Source organism: Paenibacillus lactis (assembly GCF_017873605.1).
Taxonomy (GTDB): Bacteria; Bacillota; Bacilli; order Paenibacillales; family Paenibacillaceae; genus Paenibacillus_AQ; species Paenibacillus_AQ lactis.
Genome location: NZ_JAGGKI010000012.1, coordinates 169,032 through 187,663 on the forward strand (window position 1 = coordinate 169,032; position 18,632 = coordinate 187,663).

Annotated in this window: 15 protein-coding genes; all 15 read left to right on the plus strand. The window is 55.0% G+C overall.

Features of this window, described 5'->3' with window-relative positions:
- The first annotated feature begins 7 nt into the window (after positions 1-7).
- The 15 genes from J2Z18_RS20985 to J2Z18_RS21055 all read left to right on the plus strand — a co-directional run bounded on the left by J2Z18_RS20985 (position 8) and on the right by J2Z18_RS21055 (position 18,565).
- Positions 8-1,276: an adenosylhomocysteinase gene (locus tag J2Z18_RS20985; protein ID WP_144878354.1), complete on the plus strand. Its 1,269-nt coding sequence runs from the start codon at positions 8-10 to the stop codon at positions 1,274-1,276.
- A gap of 209 nt (positions 1,277-1,485) precedes the next feature.
- A complete protein-coding gene (gene mraZ / locus J2Z18_RS20990; RefSeq protein ID WP_007129458.1) occupies positions 1,486-1,923 on the plus strand; it encodes a division/cell wall cluster transcriptional repressor MraZ in 438 nt (145 codons plus the stop codon).
- Between the two features lie 84 nt (positions 1,924-2,007).
- Positions 2,008-2,961, plus strand: coding sequence for a 16S rRNA (cytosine(1402)-N(4))-methyltransferase RsmH (gene rsmH, locus J2Z18_RS20995; RefSeq protein WP_210095269.1), 954 nt, complete (start codon positions 2,008-2,010; stop codon positions 2,959-2,961).
- 31 nt (positions 2,962-2,992) lie between these two features.
- Positions 2,993-3,403, plus strand: coding sequence for a cell division protein FtsL (locus J2Z18_RS21000; RefSeq protein WP_077565021.1), 411 nt, complete (start codon positions 2,993-2,995; stop codon positions 3,401-3,403).
- 17 nt (positions 3,404-3,420) lie between these two features.
- Positions 3,421-5,721, plus strand: a complete 2,301-nt coding sequence (locus J2Z18_RS21005; RefSeq protein WP_210095270.1) for a penicillin-binding transpeptidase domain-containing protein — start codon at positions 3,421-3,423, stop codon at positions 5,719-5,721.
- 87 nt (positions 5,722-5,808) lie between these two features.
- Positions 5,809-7,755, plus strand: coding sequence for a stage V sporulation protein D (locus tag J2Z18_RS21010; RefSeq protein ID WP_007129462.1), 1,947 nt, complete (start codon positions 5,809-5,811; stop codon positions 7,753-7,755).
- A gap of 61 nt (positions 7,756-7,816) precedes the next feature.
- Positions 7,817-9,301: a UDP-N-acetylmuramoyl-L-alanyl-D-glutamate--2,6-diaminopimelate ligase gene (locus J2Z18_RS21015; protein WP_007129463.1), complete on the plus strand. Its 1,485-nt coding sequence runs from the start codon at positions 7,817-7,819 to the stop codon at positions 9,299-9,301.
- On the plus strand, positions 9,301-10,719 hold the full coding sequence (locus J2Z18_RS21020; RefSeq protein WP_210095271.1) for a UDP-N-acetylmuramoyl-tripeptide--D-alanyl-D-alanine ligase: 1,419 nt from the start codon (positions 9,301-9,303) through the stop codon (positions 10,717-10,719). The genes J2Z18_RS21015 and J2Z18_RS21020 overlap by 1 nt, the downstream gene beginning before the upstream one ends.
- A gap of 4 nt (positions 10,720-10,723) precedes the next feature.
- Complete coding sequence (gene mraY / locus J2Z18_RS21025) at positions 10,724-11,689, plus strand: phospho-N-acetylmuramoyl-pentapeptide-transferase (protein ID WP_007129465.1); 966 nt, start codon at positions 10,724-10,726, stop codon at positions 11,687-11,689.
- Positions 11,690-11,692: 3 nt separating this feature from the next.
- Positions 11,693-13,126, plus strand: a complete 1,434-nt coding sequence (gene murD, locus J2Z18_RS21030; RefSeq protein WP_210095272.1) for a UDP-N-acetylmuramoyl-L-alanine--D-glutamate ligase — start codon at positions 11,693-11,695, stop codon at positions 13,124-13,126.
- Between the two features lie 49 nt (positions 13,127-13,175).
- The gene (gene spoVE / locus J2Z18_RS21035) at positions 13,176-14,273 is read left to right on the plus strand and encodes a stage V sporulation protein E (protein WP_028406602.1); all 1,098 of its coding nucleotides are present in this window, start codon (positions 13,176-13,178) and stop codon (positions 14,271-14,273) included.
- Between the two features lie 5 nt (positions 14,274-14,278).
- The gene (gene murG, locus J2Z18_RS21040; RefSeq protein WP_210095273.1) at positions 14,279-15,388 is read left to right on the plus strand and encodes an undecaprenyldiphospho-muramoylpentapeptide beta-N-acetylglucosaminyltransferase; all 1,110 of its coding nucleotides are present in this window, start codon (positions 14,279-14,281) and stop codon (positions 15,386-15,388) included.
- 157 nt (positions 15,389-15,545) lie between these two features.
- Positions 15,546-16,451: a UDP-N-acetylmuramate dehydrogenase gene (gene murB, locus J2Z18_RS21045; RefSeq protein WP_007129469.1), complete on the plus strand. Its 906-nt coding sequence runs from the start codon at positions 15,546-15,548 to the stop codon at positions 16,449-16,451.
- A gap of 16 nt (positions 16,452-16,467) precedes the next feature.
- Entirely contained in the window at positions 16,468-17,751 is a 1,284-nt protein-coding gene (murA, locus tag J2Z18_RS21050) for a UDP-N-acetylglucosamine 1-carboxyvinyltransferase (RefSeq protein WP_007129470.1), read from the plus strand.
- A gap of 58 nt (positions 17,752-17,809) precedes the next feature.
- On the plus strand, positions 17,810-18,565 hold the full coding sequence (locus tag J2Z18_RS21055; protein ID WP_007129471.1) for a cell division protein FtsQ/DivIB: 756 nt from the start codon (positions 17,810-17,812) through the stop codon (positions 18,563-18,565).
- Positions 18,566-18,632: the final 67 nt, after the last annotated feature.

Below are 18,632 nucleotides of genomic sequence, written 5' to 3' on the forward strand. Positions count from 1 at the left end.
TAGTTGTATGAGCTCATCTGCATTACAGAACAGCAGCATCGCCGACGTCAAGTTGGCGCCGGAGGGTCATTTGAAGATTGACTGGGTGAAGGCGCACATGCCGGTACTGAACCGGGTGCGGGAGCAGTTCGAACGGGAGCTTCCGTTCAAAGGCTTGAAGGTCGCCATCTCCTTGCATCTGGAAGCGAAGACCGCCTATCTTGCAAAAGTCATTCAGGCCGGGGGAGCCGAAGTGACCATCACCGGCAGCAACCCGCTGTCCACACAGGACGATGTGTGCGCGGCTTTGGTGGAGGACGGCATTACCGTGTTCGCGAAATATAATCCCGATCCGGAAGAATATAAACAGCATCTCATCTCGACATTGGAGACGAGACCCGATCTCATTATTGATGACGGCGGCGATCTCGTTACGATTTTGCATGCTGAGCGCACAGACCTGCTTGAAGGGGTTCGCGGCGGGGCGGAAGAAACAACGACCGGCATTCTGCGACTAAAGTCCCTGGAGAAAGAAGGGGCGCTAAAATTCCCGATGGTGGCCGTCAATGATGCATACTGCAAATATTTATTCGATAACCGCTACGGTACGGGCCAATCCGTATGGGACGGCATTAATCGGACGACGAATCTGGTCGTGGCTGGAAAAACAGTGGTTGTCGTCGGCTACGGCTGGTGCGGCAAAGGGGTTGCGATGCGGGCCAAAGGTCTTGGTGCCAATGTCATTGTTACCGAGGTGGATGCGATTAAAGCGGTTGAAGCCTATATGGACGGCTTCCGGGTGATGCCGATGCGCGAAGCGGCGAAGCTGGGGGATTTCTTCGTTACCGTAACCGGCAACCGCGACGTAATCAGCGGCGAGGACTTCGATGTCATGAAGGACGGAGCCATCCTATCGAATGCGGGACATTTCGATGTGGAGGTCAACAAGCCGGATTTGGCCGAGCGCGCCCAGTCGGTTCGCACCGTTCGCCGCAATATTGAGGAATATCATCTGAAAGACGGACGCAAAATTTACTTGCTGGCCGAAGGCCGCCTCGTCAATCTGGCAGCGGGCGACGGCCATCCGGCTGAAATTATGGATATGACCTTTGCGCTTCAGGCGCTGTCCCTGAAGTATGTAAATGAACAATATCAGCAGATCGGTACGCGGGTGCTGAACGTTCCTTATGAGTTGGATGAGCAAGTGGCACTTTATAAGCTGGAAAGTCTAGGCATTCAAATCGACAGCTTGAGCGCTGAGCAGAAAGCTTACTTGGATAGCTGGGCCCAGCATTAAACCTATACGGCACCTTAACACTTGAGAACCTCCTTCCATTCCCGGCAGGGATTTGGAAGGAGGTTTTTTGGTGCGGTCATCTTGAGAGAAATAACCAAAAAAACAAAATCCCGCTTGAAGGAATTTGATTCTTGACGCCGAATCTATTATCCTAAAGTGGTGGAAAGTGGTGCAAAGTGGGGAAACGGGGTTAAGGGGTGGAATGCCTGATGTTTATGGGGGAGTTTCAGCATAGCATTGATGACAAGGGAAGAATCATCATCCCCGCTAAATTTCGGGAGCTCTTAGGCGCCTCGTTTGTTGTTACCCGCGGATTGGACCAATGCCTATTTGTATACCCCAGAGAAGAATGGTCCATTATGGAGCAGAAGCTCAAATCCCTGCCGCTCATGAAGTCGGATGCCCGCGCATTCACCCGGTTTTTCTTTTCCGGGGCAACCGAATGCGAATGGGATAAACAGGGAAGGGTAAATTTGCCGGGCAATTTGCGCGAGTTCGCCAAGCTGGAGAAGGAGTGCGTCGTTATCGGCGTATCCAACCGCGTGGAGATCTGGAGCAAGGAGCAGTGGCAGAAGTACTACGAGCAGTCGGAGGAGACATTCAACGACATCGCCGAGAAGCTGGTCGATTTTGATTTCGATCTTTAAACGGCTTGCAGTAGTACTTGACGATTGAGCAGCAAATGTAAACGACTAGAATGTTGAATTCAGACACAATGGAGGGCTGCAGCTTTGTTCCATCACATCACGGTGCTTAAGCAAGAAGCGACAGAAGGGCTGCGCATCAAACCAGATGGTATATACGTTGACTGTACGCTTGGAGGCGCGGGGCATAGCTCGCTCATTGCTTCCCAGCTAAGTTCGAAAGGCCGGTTGATCGCATTGGATCAGGACGATTGGGCATTGAATAATGCCCGGGAAGTAATGAAGCCTTACGCAGACCGGATTACGCTCGTCAAGACGAATTTTCGGGATCTGGAGGAGGTGCTCCGGAGCGAAACGACGCCAGGCGGGAACGAACAGCCGCAAGTTGACGGTATACTCTTTGATTTGGGCGTGTCTTCTCCCCAATTCGATGAGGGAGGGAGAGGGTTCAGCTACAATCACGATGCGCCGCTGGATATGCGGATGGATCAATCCGCCGAGTTGACCGCTGCAACGATCGTCAACGAGTGGCCGGAGCAGGAGATTTCGCGAATTTTGCACGAATACGGCGAGGAGAAATTTTCGCGCCGCATCGCCAAGGTCATTGCGGAAAGAAGGGCACAGAGGCCTATTCAGACAACCGGAGAGCTTGTCGAATTAATTAAGGAAGGAATTCCGGCAGCGGCAAGACGTACGGGCGGCCATCCGGCGAAGCGCAGCTTTCAGGCGTTCCGGATTGCGGTCAATGATGAGCTTGGCGCATTCCAGGATGCGCTGCATCAGGCGGTGAGATGCCTCGCCCCGGGGGGAAGAGTGTCCGTGATCACGTTCCATTCGCTGGAAGACCGGATATGCAAGCAGATTTTCAATTCGTATATTCCTAAATGCACTTGCCCTCCGGATTTTCCAATGTGCGTATGCGGAGGCGGCCAGGGGGATCTGAAGCTGGTGAACCGCAAGCCGATCATACCGTCGGCGGAGGAAATTGAGGGCAACCCAAGAGCAAGATCGGCGAAGCTGCGAATTGCAGAAAAGCAGTAGCACACATTATACCTGAAGAAGGAGAATCGCCATGGCATACACACGCGGTAATTTGGCTGTACAGGAGAGACAGAAGGAAACGCAGTCCGCCTATCTCGAGAAGACGAAAGTCATCAAACGCCGTTCCCAGTTACCCCAGAAAGAAAAGCTTCTGTATTTGTTGTCCGTGGTATTCATGGTTGTCGTCATGGGCGTGATCGGCATGAGCCATGTTCATTCCTATGACTTGAATCGGCAGATTCATGTAACGGAGAATAAGATTGAAGAAGGGAAACGGACGGTTACACAGCTTCAAGTCGAGAAGCAGACGCTGGAGATGCAAATTTTGGACAAGGCAAAAGAGCTTGGCTACGTGCCCATTGATGAAACAGACGCCATTCATTTGTCACCGGTTTCCGGACAATCCGGAACAGAGGCTTCGAAATCCGGACAAAATGATTAAAGTGTGAGGTTACGCCAATGGTTAAAAAAATCAAACTGCGCACCGTGCTAATAGGGGGATGTATAACCCTCTTTTTTGCTTTATTAATTGGTCGGGTGTTCTGGCTGCAGGTCATCGACAACGATTTCTGGAAGGCGGAAGCGATGAAGCGCTGGTCCCGCTCGCAGGATCTCCCGGCATCCCGGGGGACGATCATGGACCGGGACGGCGACATTCTGGCCATGGATGCGCCGGCCTATACCGTGGTCGTCAATCCGAAGGTCATTCAGGCGAACGGCCTGGAGGAGGATGTCGTTAAGGGGCTGCATGACATTCTCGGCAAGGATGAGGACGAGCTTCGGGAAATGGTCCGGGCCAAGAACGATAAGGGAGAATACCTTCTCGGACGCGAGGTCCGCAGCGAGGGCTGGAAGATCGATGAGGAGACCAAGGACAAGGTCGTTGAATTGAGAACGGGCTTGGAAGAGAAGCTGAAGAAGGCCGGCAAGATCGCCGATTCGGGCATCGGGCTCCAGCGGGAGCAGAAGCGCTTCTATCCGCAAGGGACGCTGGCAGCGCATGTCGTAGGATATACGGATCTTCAGGGAGAAGCGATTGGCGGAATTGAGGCCTTTTACGACGACTATTTGAGGGGCAAGGATGGGTTTGCCTCCTACAAGAGCGACAAGAAGGGCGTCAAGCTGCCGAGCCAGGATGATTTATACCAGCCTGCCATAAATGGGAAAAATTTATTGCTGACGATCGATGATACAATCCAGTATTATATCGAGGACGCGATGCGCGAAACGTTTGACAAATACAAGCCGATCAGCATGACGGTGATCGCGGCGGATCCGAAGACCGGAGAAATCCTCGGCATGGCGAACCTGCCGACCTATAATCCCAATACATACTGGGAATCGGAATATAAGAACTATTACAATCATGCGGTAAGATCGCGGTACGAGCCGGGATCGACCTTCAAGATCGTCACCTTGGCCAGCGCCATCCAGGAGAAGCTGTTCAACCCGAATGCAGCTTACCAGTCAGGTACCATCCGGGCCGGGGGGCGAACCCACAAAGACATCCGTCCGGAAGGATGGGGGCCGATTACGTATCTGGAAGGCGTAAAGCGGTCGAGTAACGTGGCCTTCGTCAAGCTGGGGTACGAAATGCTTGGCAAGGAGCGGCTCACCAACTATATCAAGCAATTCGGCTTCGCGGAAAAGACCAACATCGACCTTCCGGGCGAAACCTCCAGCATCCTTAATATGACTTATGATGCGGATATCGCCTCCATGACCTACGGCTATGCCGTATCGGTCTCGCCGATCCAGCAAATTGCGGCCATCTCGGCCGTCGCGAACGGCGGCAAGCTGATGAAGCCGCATTTGGTGAAGGAGATCGAGGATCCGAACACCGGCAAGACCGAGAAGATCGAGCCGGAGATGGTCCGCCAGGTCATCTCGCCCGAGTCAGCCAGGGAAACCGGCAAATATCTCGAGCAGGTCGTTGCCGACGAAGACAAAGGTACGGGGCACGCGGCATATATCGACGGTTACCGGGTAGCAGGGAAGACTGGTACTGCCGTTAAATCCACTGGCGGTTATAAGGATACGACCAAACAGGTTGTCTCCTTTATCGGTTACGCGCCGGTGGAGGATCCGAAGATCGCCGTCCTGGTCATTATCGACGAGCCGAACGAGGAAGTCGGTGGAGGTAAGCTCGCTGCCCCGATTTTCAAAGAGATCGTATCCAAGTCGCTGACTTACTGGGGCGTCCCGAAATCGAATGCAGAGGAGAAGGGCAAGTCGAAGGAGACCGTAATTCCCGACGGGGCTTATGAAGCTCCGAAAATGACGGGCATGAAGGTAAGCGAAGCGAAGGCCAAGCTGCTCGAGGAGGGCGTTGTATTCGAGACGCTCGGCAGCGGAAGCACCGTGAAGAAGCAGTTTCCGGAGCCAGGCACGCCGATCAGCGGCGCGCAGCGCATCTATCTCTTGACCGAGGATGAAGCAACGATGTCAATTCCGAATTTGCAGGGCGAGTCGCTTCGCGATGCGATGGAGGTTCTGACCTTGATGCGGGTCAAGGTCATGGTCCAGGGCGAAGGCTACGTTACCAAGCAAATGGAAACGAGTGAGAACGGCCAGCGGACCGTGCATCTGACACTGACGCCTGCCGAGGATAAGTCGGAGGCAAGCGACAGCGGAACCGGAGCTGAAATCGAAACCGAAAACGAAAACGAAAACGAAGCTGAATCCGGAACCGCAACTCAAGAAGAGAAGGCAACCGATGCCGCCGACCAGGCGGCGGGAAGCGAAGAGGACAAGGAATAGCTTGTTCTATCCCCGGTTTGTCCCGAATACTCATGTGATGAAGGCATTTCATGAGCTTTCGGGTTCAAACGGGGAGGGAAGCTTAAGGTGAAAGTATCCAAGGTATCACAGCGGCGCCGTCTGCTCTGGAGCCTGCTGCTGCTGCTCCTGCTGTTCTCGGCATTGATCGTCAGGCTGGGGTATGTCCAAATCGGAAAGGGCGCGGAGCTGTCAGCGAAAGCAGAGGAGCTGTGGCGCCGGGCCATTCCGTTTTCGGCGAAGCGGGGCGAGATTCTCGATAGAAACGGCACCGCGCTTGTAACCAACATCACGACGCCGACCATATGGGCCATTCCGGCGCAGATCCAAAACCCCGATGAAACAGCCAAGACGCTCTCCGGGATGTTGGGGGTAGGCGAAGCCGATGTGAAGAAGGCCATTACCAAACGGAAATCCATGGTGGAACAAATCAAACCCGGAGGGCGTAAAATTACGATGGAGCTGGCGCAGGAAATTCGTGATTTGAAGCTGCCGGGTATCGTTGTTGCCGAAGACAACAAGCGTTATTATCCATACGGCGATCTTGCCGCACATATTCTGGGATTTGCGGGAATTGACAATCAGGGACTTACCGGCTTGGAAGCGAAGCATGACGATAAGCTGAAAGGGTTCAACGGGAATATCTCGTACCTGTCGGATGCGGGGGGCAGGCTGATGCCGGGCTCCACCGAGACGTATAAGGAACCGCGTAACGGCTTGAATCTGGAGCTGACGATCGATAAATCGATTCAGTCCATTATGGAACGGGAGCTTGATCAGGCGATGGTGAAATACCAGGCCAATGGGGCTTGGTCCATCGCCATGAATCCGAAGACGGGCGAGATTTTGGCCATGGCCAGCCGTCCGAGCTACTCGCCAGCGAATTATCAGGAATTCTCCCCCGAGACGTACAATCGGAATCTTCCGATCTGGATGACGTACGAGCCGGGGTCGACCTTCAAGATCATCACGCTGGCCGCAGCGCTGGAAGAGGGGAAGGTGGATCTGAAACATGATCATTTCTTTGATTCAGGCGCAGTCGAAGTTGGGGGCGCTCGCCTCCGCTGCTGGAAGCGGGGCGGACATGGCAGCCAGACCTATTTGGAAGTCGTCCAGAACTCCTGCAACCCGGGCTTTGTGGCACTCGGCCAGAAGCTCGGCAAGGAAAGCCTGTTCCAATATATCCGCGATTTCGGCTTCGGCTCGAAGACGGGGATCGATTTGAACGGGGAGGAGAACGGCATCCTGTTCAAGCTGGACAACGTCGGGCCCGTTGAGCTTGCGACGACGGCCTTCGGCCAGGGGGTCTCGGTGACTCCGATCCAGCAGGTGGCCGCAGTATCTGCCGCCATTAACGGAGGCAAGCTCTACAAACCTTATGTGGCCAAGGCATGGATCCATCCGGAAACCGGCGAGGTGGTGGAGGAAGTGAAGCCGCAGATGGTGAGGCAGGTCATCTCGGAAGAGACGTCCAAGCAGGTCCGCGAAGCGCTGGAAAGCGTCGTGGCCAAAGGAACCGGACGGCCTGCCTTCATCGACGGCTACCGCGTCGGCGGGAAGACCGGGACGGCCCAGAAGGTCGTGAACGGACGTTATTCCTCCACCGAGCATATCGTATCCTTTATCGGCTTCGCGCCGGCGGACGATCCTGAGATCGTTGTGTATACCGCGGTCGACAATCCGAAGGGAATTCAATTCGGGGGCGTGGTTGCGGCTCCGATCGTGCAGAACATCTTGGAGGATGCGCTGCACTATATGAATATTCCGCCGCGGAAGGATCAGCTTCCCCGCGATTACAAATATGGGGAAGTGCCGACCGTAACCGTGCCGGATCTGGTTGGAGCGACGGTTCAGGAGCTCTACGAGGACTTGAACATGAACTTTAACCTGGCCAAGTCGGGGACCGGCAACACGGTCATTTCCCAGGCGCCGAAGCCGGGAAGCCGAGTGGAGCGGGGATCCACGATCCGTATCTACATGGGCGAGGCTCCGGACGAAGCGAAACACGAACATTAAGCCGTATCATCCGGATAGACGCCGTGCCGGATGATACGGATATATAGAGAGAGGGATATCCATGAAATTGAACGAATTATCATCCGTGCTGGCAGCCGCCGTGATCGACGGCGCCGGTGACGTTGAAATTACCGGAATCCAAGTTGATTCTCGGGAAGTAAAGCCGGGCGATCTGTTTATATGCCTTCCGGGTCATACCGTGGACGGCCATGACTTTGCCGCCCAGGCTGCCGAGCGGGGCGCAGTTGCCCTGGTCGTGGAGCGGAAGCTTGACATCCACCTTCCCCAGATCATCGTAAAGGACAGCCGATTCGCGATGGCCGGGCTGGCCAATGCGTTCTTCAATCAGCCTAGCTCGCGGATGAAGATCATCGGCGTGACGGGAACGAACGGCAAGACAACGACCACCTATCTGATCGAGAAAATCATGAATGATCATGGTTTAAAGACCGGATTGATCGGAACCATTCAGATGCGATACGCCGGCAAGTCGTTCCCAATGCCGCGCACGACGCCTGAAGCGCTGGAGCTTCAGCGGAACCTGAACGAGATGGCCGAAGCAGGCATGCAGTGCTGCGTGATGGAGGTTTCCTCCCATGCGCTGGAGCAGGGACGCGTCAAGGGCACGGATTTCCGCACCGCGATATTTACGAACCTGACGCAGGATCATCTTGACTATCATCATACGATGGAAGAATACCGGGCGGCCAAAGGGTTATTTTTCTCCCGCCTTGGCAACGCTTTTCCCAAGGACGAACAGTCCCGCAAATATGCGGTCCTGAATGCCGATGACGAGGCTTCCGCATATTTTGCCAAGCAGACGGCTGCGGAAGTCATCTATTACGGCCTCGGCGAGCAGGCGGATGTGCGGGCCAGCAACATCGCGATTACTGCGCAGGGCACGTCGTTCCATGTGGATACCTTCCGAGGAAGCACGGATATATCCATCAAGATGGTAGGCAAGTTCAATGTATATAACGCGATGGCTGCCATTGCTGCAGCGCTGCTTGAAGGCGTTCCGCTTGAGGACATTAAGAGCAGCCTGGAATCCGTTCCGGGTGTCGACGGCCGGGTTGAGGTTGTCGATGAGGGCCAGCCGTATGCGGTGATCGTCGATTATGCGCATACGCCCGACGGGCTCGAAAACGTGCTGCGGACGGTCAATGAATTTGCGGAAGGACGGGTGCTGACCGTGTTTGGCTGCGGCGGCGACCGTGACCGCACCAAACGGCCGATCATGGGTAAGATCGCTGCCAAATACAGCGATATCGTGCTTGTTACTTCGGATAATCCGCGAACCGAGGACCCGGGAGCGATCCTTAAGGATATTGAGGCGGGATTGGTTGAGGACGGCGTGTCCGAAGACCGCTACAAGCTCATTGTCGACCGCCGCGAAGCCATTCAAAAGGCTATTGAAATGGCAAGCCCGGGCGATGTAGTATTGATTGCGGGGAAAGGTCATGAGACCTACCAGCTGATTGCGGGCGAAGTGCTTGATTTTGACGACCGCATCGTAGCCAAAGACGCGATAAGGGGCAGACAATAGTGATCCATAAATCATTGCGGAGCATTGCCGACATGTGCGGCGGTACGCTCTCACGAAACCAAGACGACGATATTGTAATTCAAGGAGTCGCAACCGACTCCCGCACGATACAGCCGGGCAATCTGTTTGTTCCGATTGTCGGCGAAAAATTCGACGGACATCAATTCGGGGCGGCTGTGCTTGCAGCCGGCGCCGGCGCGCTGCTATGGCAGCGGGATCATGGGCCGGTCCCTGACGGTCCTGTCATCCTTGTGGATGACACGCTGTCGGCTCTCCAGAAACTTGCAGCCGCTTATTTGGCAGAGAGCCGCGCCAAGGTGGTCGGCATCACTGGCAGCAACGGCAAGACAACCGTGAAGGACATGGTGACCGCGCTCCTCGAAACCCGTTACAAAGTTCATAAGACGCAGGGCAATTATAACAATCATATCGGTCTTCCGTTAACGGTGCTTGCGATGAAGGAAGATACGGATATCGCGGTGCTCGAGATGGGGATGAGCGGCCGGCATGAGATTGAGCTGCTCTCTTCGATTGCGCGCCCGGATATCGCGGTTATCACGAATATCGGCGAAGCGCATTTGCTTCAGCTCGGCTCGCGGGAAGAGATTGCCCGGGCCAAGCTTGAAATCGTGAGCGGCATGAAGCCCGGCGGATTGCTGGTATACCATGGTGATGAGCCGCTGATCGATCAGGTGCTGCAGGAGCCGGGAACGGTCAAGCCGGCGTCCATGAACACCTTTACGTTCGGCAGCCGGGACACCAATGACGCTTATCCGACAGGCATGATGTTTCACGCCCGCGGCATTGTGTTCACCTCGAACCGGTATGAGGGCGAGGGCTTCAGCCTTCCGCTGCTCGGACGCCATAATGTCATCAACGCTCTGGCTGCCATGGCGGTAGCGACCCATCTGGGCGTCAGCGACGAGGAGATTCGCCGCGGCTTCGCTGGTCTCAAGCTGACGAGCATGCGGATCGAGGCGATTGAGACGAACCATGGGGTGACGGTGCTGAACGATGCCTACAATTCCAGCCCGACGGCCGCGAAGGCTGCGATCGATGTGCTGGGCGACATGAAGGGATACCGGTGCCGCATTGCCGTTCTTGGGGACATGCTTGAACTTGGGCAGCGCGAGCGGGAATTCCACGAAGAGATCGGAAGCTACCTTTCGCCGGATCAAGTGGAGCTCGTATTGACCTACGGTCCATTGTCTCAGCACACGGCGGAGGCGGCAAAGGCGAATTACCCGGACGGGGCTGTTCTTGCGTTCACGGACAAGGAACAGCTTATAACGGAGCTGCTGAAGCGGGTGACCGAGAAGGACATCGTATTGGTGAAGGCTTCGCGGGGAATGAAGCTGGAGCATGTGGTCGATGCGCTTAGAGCTCTGCCTGGCGGCAACAACGGAGTGAGGGGGTGAGCTTATGGACTTTCAGCTGCTGTTATTGACCATCGGTGTAGCGTTTATACTGGCTGTCATTTCGGCCCCGCTGCTGATTCCGCTGCTTCGCAGGTTGAAGTTCGGACAGCAAGTGCGAAACGACGGTCCTCAAAGCCACCTCAAAAAAGCAGGTACGCCGACAATGGGCGGCGTCGTCATTCTGCTTGCGTTCACGCTGACGTTTATCAAGTTTTCGCCGGTCGATACCGACTTTTATGTGCTTCTAGTGGCAACATTGGGCTTTGGCCTGATCGGATTTCTGGATGATTATACTAAAATCGTATTCCGCCGATCGTTGGGACTGACCCCTCGGCAGAAGCTGTTCGGACAGCTTCTGTTCTCGGGGATCATGTGCTGGCTGCTCATTTCCAACGGACACAGCACGGCGATCGGGGTACCGGGGATGAACTGGTCATTCGACTGGGGGCCGTGGTTCTATTATCCGTTCATCGTTCTGATGATGATGGCCATCAGCAACGCGGTCAATTTCACGGACGGTGTGGACGGACTGTTATCCGGCGTCAGTGCGATTGCTTTCGGAGCCTATGCCATTGTGGCGATCCAGTCGACTTCGTTCGCGGCGGCCTTCTGCGCGGCGGCGATGATCGGCGCGGTGCTCGGGTTTCTGGTGTTTAACGCGCATCCGGCCAAGGTGTTCATGGGAGATACAGGCTCGCTGGGGATCGGGGGCGCGATCGGAGCCATCGCCATCGTGACGAAAAGCGAGCTGTTGTTCCTTATCCTCGGAGGCGTATTCGTCATCGAGATGCTTTCCGTCGTGCTCCAGGTCATCTCGTTCAAAACAAGAGGCAAACGCATCTTCAAGATGAGCCCGATCCACCATCACTTTGAGCTGTCCGGATGGTCGGAGTGGCGCGTCGTCATCACATTTTGGGCCGTGGGACTGGTATTGGCGGGACTCGGGCTCTATATCAACAAGGGGTTGTAGCATATGAAGCATCCAGATGAATACCGGGGAAAGACCGTCGTTGTACTCGGACTTGCCAGAAGCGGCGTCCAAGTAGCCAAAGTACTGCATAAAGCCGGGGCGGAGGTCACGGTGAATGATCGAAAAGAAAGAGAGCAGTGTCCCGAAGCGTCGGAGCTCGAAGCTTTGGGCATTTCTGTTATTTGCGGGGGGCATCCGGATGACTTGATTCATCCCGGCGTGGCGCTCCTCGTCAAAAATCCCGGCATTCCTTATTCGGTTCCTCCTGTTCAGAATGCAATGGAGCTGGGAGTTCCGGTCGTAACCGAGGTAGAGGTCGCCTATCATATTTGTGCAGCGCCGATGATCGGCATCACCGGCTCCAACGGCAAGACAACGACGACGACCTGGGTCGGTCAGCTGCTGGAGGACGCCGGTCTGTCCCCGATCGTTGCGGGCAATATCGGCACACCGCTGTCGGAGGCCGCCCAGGAGGCGAATCCGGACAATTGGATGGTCGTGGAGCTCAGCAGCTTCCAGCTCAAAGGAACCGAGGATTTCCGGCCGCGCATCGCCGCGCTGCTGAATATAGCTGAAACGCATCTTGACTATCATGGCGGGATGGACGATTATATCGCATCCAAAGCCAAGCTGTTCGCGAATCAGACGGCGGACGATACCGCTGTGCTCAATTGGGATGATCCCGTGTGCAGGAGCCTCGTCCCGTATATCAAGGCCCGCATTTTGCCATTCTCGATGAACGAAGTCCTTCGTGAAGGTGTTTACGTGATGCCGCCATACGGGGCTGAGGGTCAAATGCCGGGCGGCGAGGAGCCGGAGAGGACTGTCGTCTATACGGACGAAAAAGGCTTTACGCATGAGATCATCCGTGTGGAGAACATCGGATTGCCCGGCAGATTCAATGTCGGGAACGCGCTCGCGGCTTCGGCAATCGCAATTACGGCCGGCGTGAGTCCGGATAGACTCGAGCCGGTATTGTCCAGCTTCCGCGGCGTAGAGCATCGGCTTGAATTCGTTGACGAGCGGGACGGCATTGCCTATTACAATAACTCCAAGGCGACAAACTCCAAAGCAACCAACATGGCGCTAACCTCGTTCAAGGAGCCCATCGTGCTCATTGCAGGCGGTCTTGACCGCGGCTCGGATTACGAGGAGCTCGTGCCTTCTCTTAGAGAGCGGGTGAAGGCTGTCGTCCTCCTAGGCCAGACGAAGGAGAAAATCGCGGCTGCGGCGGAAAAAGCCGGGTTAAAGCAAATTATCCTCGTCGATAATGGAAAGGACGCCGCCGATACATTGACTATGGCTGTCCAGGAGGCGGCCCGGCTTGCCGAGCCCGGCGATATTGTTCTTCTGTCGCCGGCATGCGCCAGCTGGGACATGTTCCCTTCCTTTGAAGTCAGAGGACGCATTTTTAAAGAGGCGGTGCATAACCTTTAAGTAGGGGGGTGGATAAGCCCCTACTAAGGATGTACGAGGTGGCCTTTCCATGAACAAGAACCGCCAGGCGCCCGATCTGTGGCTGCTTATATGCATTTTGGCCCTGCTGGCCATCGGGATCGTAATGGTATACAGCGCAGGCTCCGTGCTCGCCTTCCATGATTACGGCGATAAGTTTTATTTTGTGAAACGGCAGGCGTTTTTTGCTTGCCTCGGGCTTGCGGCCATGTATTTCACTTCCAAAATCGACTATAAAGTATGGATGAAATACAGCAAGCTGGTGCTGCTCGTCTGCTTCTTCCTGCTCGTTATCGTTCTGATCCCGGGGATCGGGGTCGTTCGGGGCGGCGCGAGAAGCTGGCTCGGCATCAGCTCGTTCGGCATTCAGCCTTCCGAGTTTATGAAACTAGGGATGATTCTGTTTCTATCTCGGTGGCTCAGCAAACAAGACTATGATATTACTTCATTCAGCAAGGGACTGCTCCCGCCGCTAGGTTTGATCGGCCTTGCTTTCGGATTGATCATGCTGCAGCCGGATCTCGGCACCGGCGCGGTTATGCTCGGGGCTGCCATGATGATCGTGTTCACGGCCGGTGCGCGAATGAAGCATCTGGGATTTCTTGCTTTAGGCGGTGTCGCGGGCTTTGCCGGACTAATCCTTACGGCTCCGTACCGGTTGAAGCGGATTACGGGCTTTCTCGATCCATGGTCGGATCCGCTCGGGACCGGCTACCAGATCATTCAGTCGCTGTATGCAATCGGCCCCGGCGGCCTTGGCGGCCTCGGTCTTGGCATGAGCCGCCAGAAATATGCTTATGTGCCTGAACCGCAAACCGACTTTATCTTTTCCATCTTGGCCGAAGAGCTCGGCTTCATTGGCGGGCTGATCGTGCTGCTGTTGTTCGCGGCTTTGGTATGGCGAGGCATGAGGGTCGCCATGACGGTTCCGGACGGCTTCGGCAGCCTGCTCTCCGTAGGGATTGTCGGAATGGTCGCGATTCAGGTTGTCATTAATATCGGCGTTGTCATCGGAATGATGCCGGTAACCGGCATTACGCTGCCGCTGATCAGCTACGGAGGAAGCTCGTTGACACTGATGCTGACCGCGCTCGGCATTCTATTAAATATTTCCCGTTATGCGAGGTGAACAGTATGCGTGTCGTATTAACAGGCGGCGGGACGGGTGGGCATATCTACCCGGCTGTCGCCATTGCAAGGCAATGTGAATTGGAAGATCCGAAGACGGAATTTTTATATATCGGCGGGGAGCGGGGCCTGGAAAGCAAGCTGGTGCCCCAGGAGAAGCTCCCGTTTGAAAGCATTGATATTACGGGCTTTCGGCGCAAGCTGTCGTTTGAAAATGTGAAAACGATCATGCGCTTTTTCAAAGGCGTCCATCGATCGAAAGCGGTGCTATCGCAGTTTAAGCCCGATGTTGTGATCGGCACCGGCGGCTACGTATGCGGACCGGTCGTATACGCAGCTGCAAAATTAGGGATTCCGACCATGATCCATGAGCAGAATGCGATTCCCGGGCTGACGAATCAGTTTTTGAGCCGCTACGCGGATACGGTAGCGGTGAGCTTCGAGGGCTCCGAAAAGGCCTTCCCCAAAGCTAAAAGAGCGGTGTATACAGGGAATCCACGCGCGACGACGGTCCAATCCGCCAATCGTGAGCGTGGATTTGCTTCGCTTGGCATCCCGATGGACAGTCAGGTCGTTCTGATCGTCGGCGGAAGCCGGGGGGCCAAGGCGATCAATGATGCCATGATCGGCATGGCCTCTCATATCGGCCGTCTGCCAGGTATTCATTTTGTGTTCGTAACGGGCGATACTTATTTTGAGCGCACGCGCGAGGAGATACGCAGCCGCCTCGGCACGATGCCGAACCATCTTCATATCATGCCTTATGTTCATAACATGCCGGAAGTGCTTGCTGCGACTTCCCTGATTGTAAACCGTGCCGGAGCTTCCTTTCTGGCCGAAATCACTTCGCTCGGCATTCCTTCGGTCCTCATACCGTCACCCAATGTGACCAACAATCATCAGGAGGCCAATGCCAGACAATTGGAGGATGCAGGCGCATCGAGGATGATCCTTGAGAAGGACCTTACCGCGGAAACTTTGTTTGGGCGGCTTGAGGAAATCATGACAAGCCCCGATGTCCGGAAGTCGATGTCCGAGGCTTCCCGAAAGCTCGGGAAACCGGATTCCGCTGCCGTCATTGTGGAGGAAATCCGCCGGCTTACCGGTAAACGCTAAATCGGCTGGGCGATTGTCACACACCTATGGAGCCTGACATAAGATACTCTATAATCGTGACACACCCATGAGGCCGGCATTACAGACAGCGGCCATCTTCCCGCCAGTTTCGGGGGAATGGCCTTTTGTTTTGAAAGTCAAGGGAGGTTTATTTACAATGCAGCAGTGGAAATCGCTACTATCTGAAGCCAATGTCGGAGCCGTCTTATGGAATGAACCGCTGGCCAAATACACAACTTGGAAAATAGGCGGACCAGCCGATTGCCTAGTTGTTCCCGAGAATAAAGAGCAGCTCGCTGAGCTGGTCGCCCTTCTCCATGCCCATCGCATTCCTTGGACACAACTGGGACGCGGCTCGAACATGCTGGTATCCGATAAGGGCATTCGGGGAGCGGTGATCAAGCTGGGCCAGGGCTTCGAGGAGTTTCGTTTCGAGGGGGAGACGGTGACGGCAGGCGGCGGCCTGTCGCTCGTCAAGCTCAGTGTTCTGGCCGGGAAACAAGGATTATCGGGTCTTGAATTCGCCGGAGGCATCCCAGGATCGGTCGGAGGGGCCGTTTACATGAATGCAGGCGCTCACGGGTCTGATGTGTCACGCATATTTAAGTCCGCTGACATTGTACTGGAAACAGGGGAATTGGTTACGTATGCTACCAAAGATATGGCGTTCGATTACCGGCACTCCATTCTGCACGAACGAAAAGGGATTGTGACGGAAGCGGTATTTGAGCTCCAGTATGGGGACCGCAAAGAAATTTCAGCTCGGATGGCTTCCTATAAGGACCGCCGCCGGCGCACGCAGCCGCTCCAATCGGCAACGGCAGGCAGTGTATTTCGCAACCCGCCCGGCGACCATGCCGCGAGGTTGATCGAAGAAGCGGGTCTTAAGGGGCTGCGGATCGGAGGGGCGGAAATTTCGTTGCAGCATGCCAATTTCATCGAAAACACCGGTCAAGCGACAGCAGAGGACGTGCTCGCCTTGATTGAGCATATCAAGGAGACCATTGCGAAGAAGAACGGAATTCATATGGTACCCGAGGTGTATGTTCTAGGCGAGCGGTAAACTCGGAGGTGATACATTGGACAAATTGGTGATTGAGGGTGGAAGGCCCCTATCAGGAACCATACGTATCCATGGTGCGAAAAATGCAGCTTTGCCTATTTTGGCCGCAAGTCTGCTTGCAGAGGGGACCGTGAAATTAAGCAACGTCCCGCATCTGCTGGACATTGAAGTGATGCTCAGCATTCTCAGCCGTCTCGGTTCCAAATGCAAGCACGAGCTGGAGACGGTTACCGTGGATACCTCGTCTGCCAATTCGTTTCATGTCCCGGAAGATTTAATGAAGCAGATGCGATCCTCCATCTTCTTGATGGGACCTCTGCTGGCCCGTTTCGGTGAAGTTACCATTTATCAGCCAGGCGGCTGCGCGATCGGGGAGCGGAAGATCGACCTTCACCTGCAAGGGCTCCAGGCGCTGGGTGCGCAAATCGAGGAAAGCAGCGATAAAATCCATTGCAGAGCCAGCCGGCTGGTCGGAACGGATATTCATCTGGATTTTGCCAGCGTCGGAGCAACCGAGAATATCATGATGGCAGCGGCAACGGCGCACGGCACAACGGTCATTTCGAATGCCGCAAGGGAACCGGAAATTCAGGATCTTCAGCATTTTCTGAACAAAATGGGTGCTAACATCATCGGGGCGGGAACCGATACCATTACGATCCACGGCGTGGAGCGCCTGACGCCTTGCGAATACGAGATTATTCCCGACCGGATCGTGGCGGGAACCGTTATGATCGCCGCTGCCGTCACCCGGGGGAGCGTAACGCTGACGAAGACGAATCCGTCCCATCTGACCTCCCTTATGCATGTGCTGAAGCGCGCCGGTGTTCAAACCAGTGTATGCAATGATATAATAAACATAAGCTGCATGAGCCGTCCAAAAGCGGTGGAACGAATCGTGACTTCGCCGTACCCTTCCTTTCCTACCGACCTGCAGTCCCAGGTGATGGTGCTGCTGTCTGTAGCGGATGGTTTCAGCGTGATGAAAGAAACGGTATTTGAAGGACGATTTAAGCATGTGGAGGAGCTTTCCCGGATGGGAGCCGATATCTCCACGGATATGAACTATGCCTTTATACGCGGTGTTCAGCGAATTTATGGAGCGACCGTAGAGGCAACCGACCTGCGGGCAGGTGCGGCTCTAGTCATCGCCGGATTGGCTGCGCAGGGGACGACGGTGGTTGAGCAAGTGCACCACATCGACCGCGGTTATGATCGGATTGAAAACATGTTCCAAGGCTTGGGAGCGCGTATTTACCGCCAGACTTCCGTACCGAAGCCGCTTGATTTAGCCAATTGAGGTCCTGGTCATCCCCTCCTTGCGGAGGGGGTGGCAGGTCTTTATGGAGAGAGAGGATATGTCTAATACTCATATACCTGTCCTGAAACAGGACAAGCCCAAACCGAGGGCGGCGAGAAAGATTATATGGATTCTGCTGCTATTGTTCATAGCCCTGCTGACGATTCTATTCTTTCGCTCGCCGATCAGCCAGGTTTCTGAGATTCAAATCAAGGGCAATACACTGAATACCAAAGAGCAGCTGATGGAGCAAAGCGGACTCCGGATCGGAGAGCAGTATTTCGGAGTCGATCCCGATGAGGTCAAGCAGCGATTAGCCGAGCTCGGCACGATTAAATCCGCTGAGGTGAATAAGAGCTTTCCCGGCGAGATCAGCATCGTGATCACCGAGTATCCTACAGTCGCCTATGAGCTGTCCGCCGACGGCGATTTTCAAGCTATCCTGTCCAGCGGGACTTCGGTTCCCGTTGCGGCCAGCGGAATCGCCGTAGAAAAGCCGATTCTGACCAAGTGGGACCCGGCCGATCCGAACAAGGCGAAGCTCAGCCAGGTGCTGGCCGAAATACCGAGCAGCATGACCTCCGACATTTCGGAGATTATGCCTTCGCCCACGCTTTCCTTCCCGGACAGGATCAAGCTGTACACGCGCTCCAAGTTCGAAGTCATCACCTCCATTTCGCTGCTTCGGGATAAGGTGGAGTATCTCAATCAAGTGACGGAATTGGAACAGCCGGGTATCATAACGATGCTGGAAGCTGACTCCTACGTACCTTTCGAGGAAGAAGTTGAAGAAGAGGCTCCGGAAGGGGAATAACCCCCTACTCAGGCGTAGGAATAAATGGTACAATTGAAAGTATTGACAACATTGGGCTCTCATTTAT

Excerpts from the sequence above, each read along its gene's own strand:
- J2Z18_RS21000 (WP_077565021.1), top strand. The coding sequence starts at position 2,993 with ATGGCATACACACGCGGTAATTTGGCTGTACAGGAGAGACAGAAGGAA.
- murD (WP_210095272.1), top strand. The coding sequence starts at position 11,693 with ATGAAGCATCCAGATGAATACCGGGGAAAGACCGTCGTTGTACTCGGA.
- spoVE (WP_028406602.1), top strand. The coding sequence starts at position 13,176 with ATGAACAAGAACCGCCAGGCGCCCGATCTGTGGCTGCTTATATGCATT.
- murG (WP_210095273.1), top strand. The coding sequence starts at position 14,279 with ATGCGTGTCGTATTAACAGGCGGCGGGACGGGTGGGCATATCTACCCG.
- mraZ (WP_007129458.1), top strand. The coding sequence starts at position 1,486 with ATGTTTATGGGGGAGTTTCAGCATAGCATTGATGACAAGGGAAGAATC.
- J2Z18_RS21005 (WP_210095270.1), top strand. The coding sequence starts at position 3,421 with ATGGTTAAAAAAATCAAACTGCGCACCGTGCTAATAGGGGGATGTATA.
- J2Z18_RS21015 (WP_007129463.1), top strand. The coding sequence starts at position 7,817 with ATGAAATTGAACGAATTATCATCCGTGCTGGCAGCCGCCGTGATCGAC.
- murB (WP_007129469.1), top strand. The coding sequence starts at position 15,546 with ATGCAGCAGTGGAAATCGCTACTATCTGAAGCCAATGTCGGAGCCGTC.
- mraY (WP_007129465.1), top strand. The coding sequence starts at position 10,724 with ATGGACTTTCAGCTGCTGTTATTGACCATCGGTGTAGCGTTTATACTG.
- J2Z18_RS21055 (WP_007129471.1), top strand. The coding sequence starts at position 17,810 with ATGTCTAATACTCATATACCTGTCCTGAAACAGGACAAGCCCAAACCG.
- J2Z18_RS20985 (WP_144878354.1), top strand. The coding sequence starts at position 8 with ATGAGCTCATCTGCATTACAGAACAGCAGCATCGCCGACGTCAAGTTG.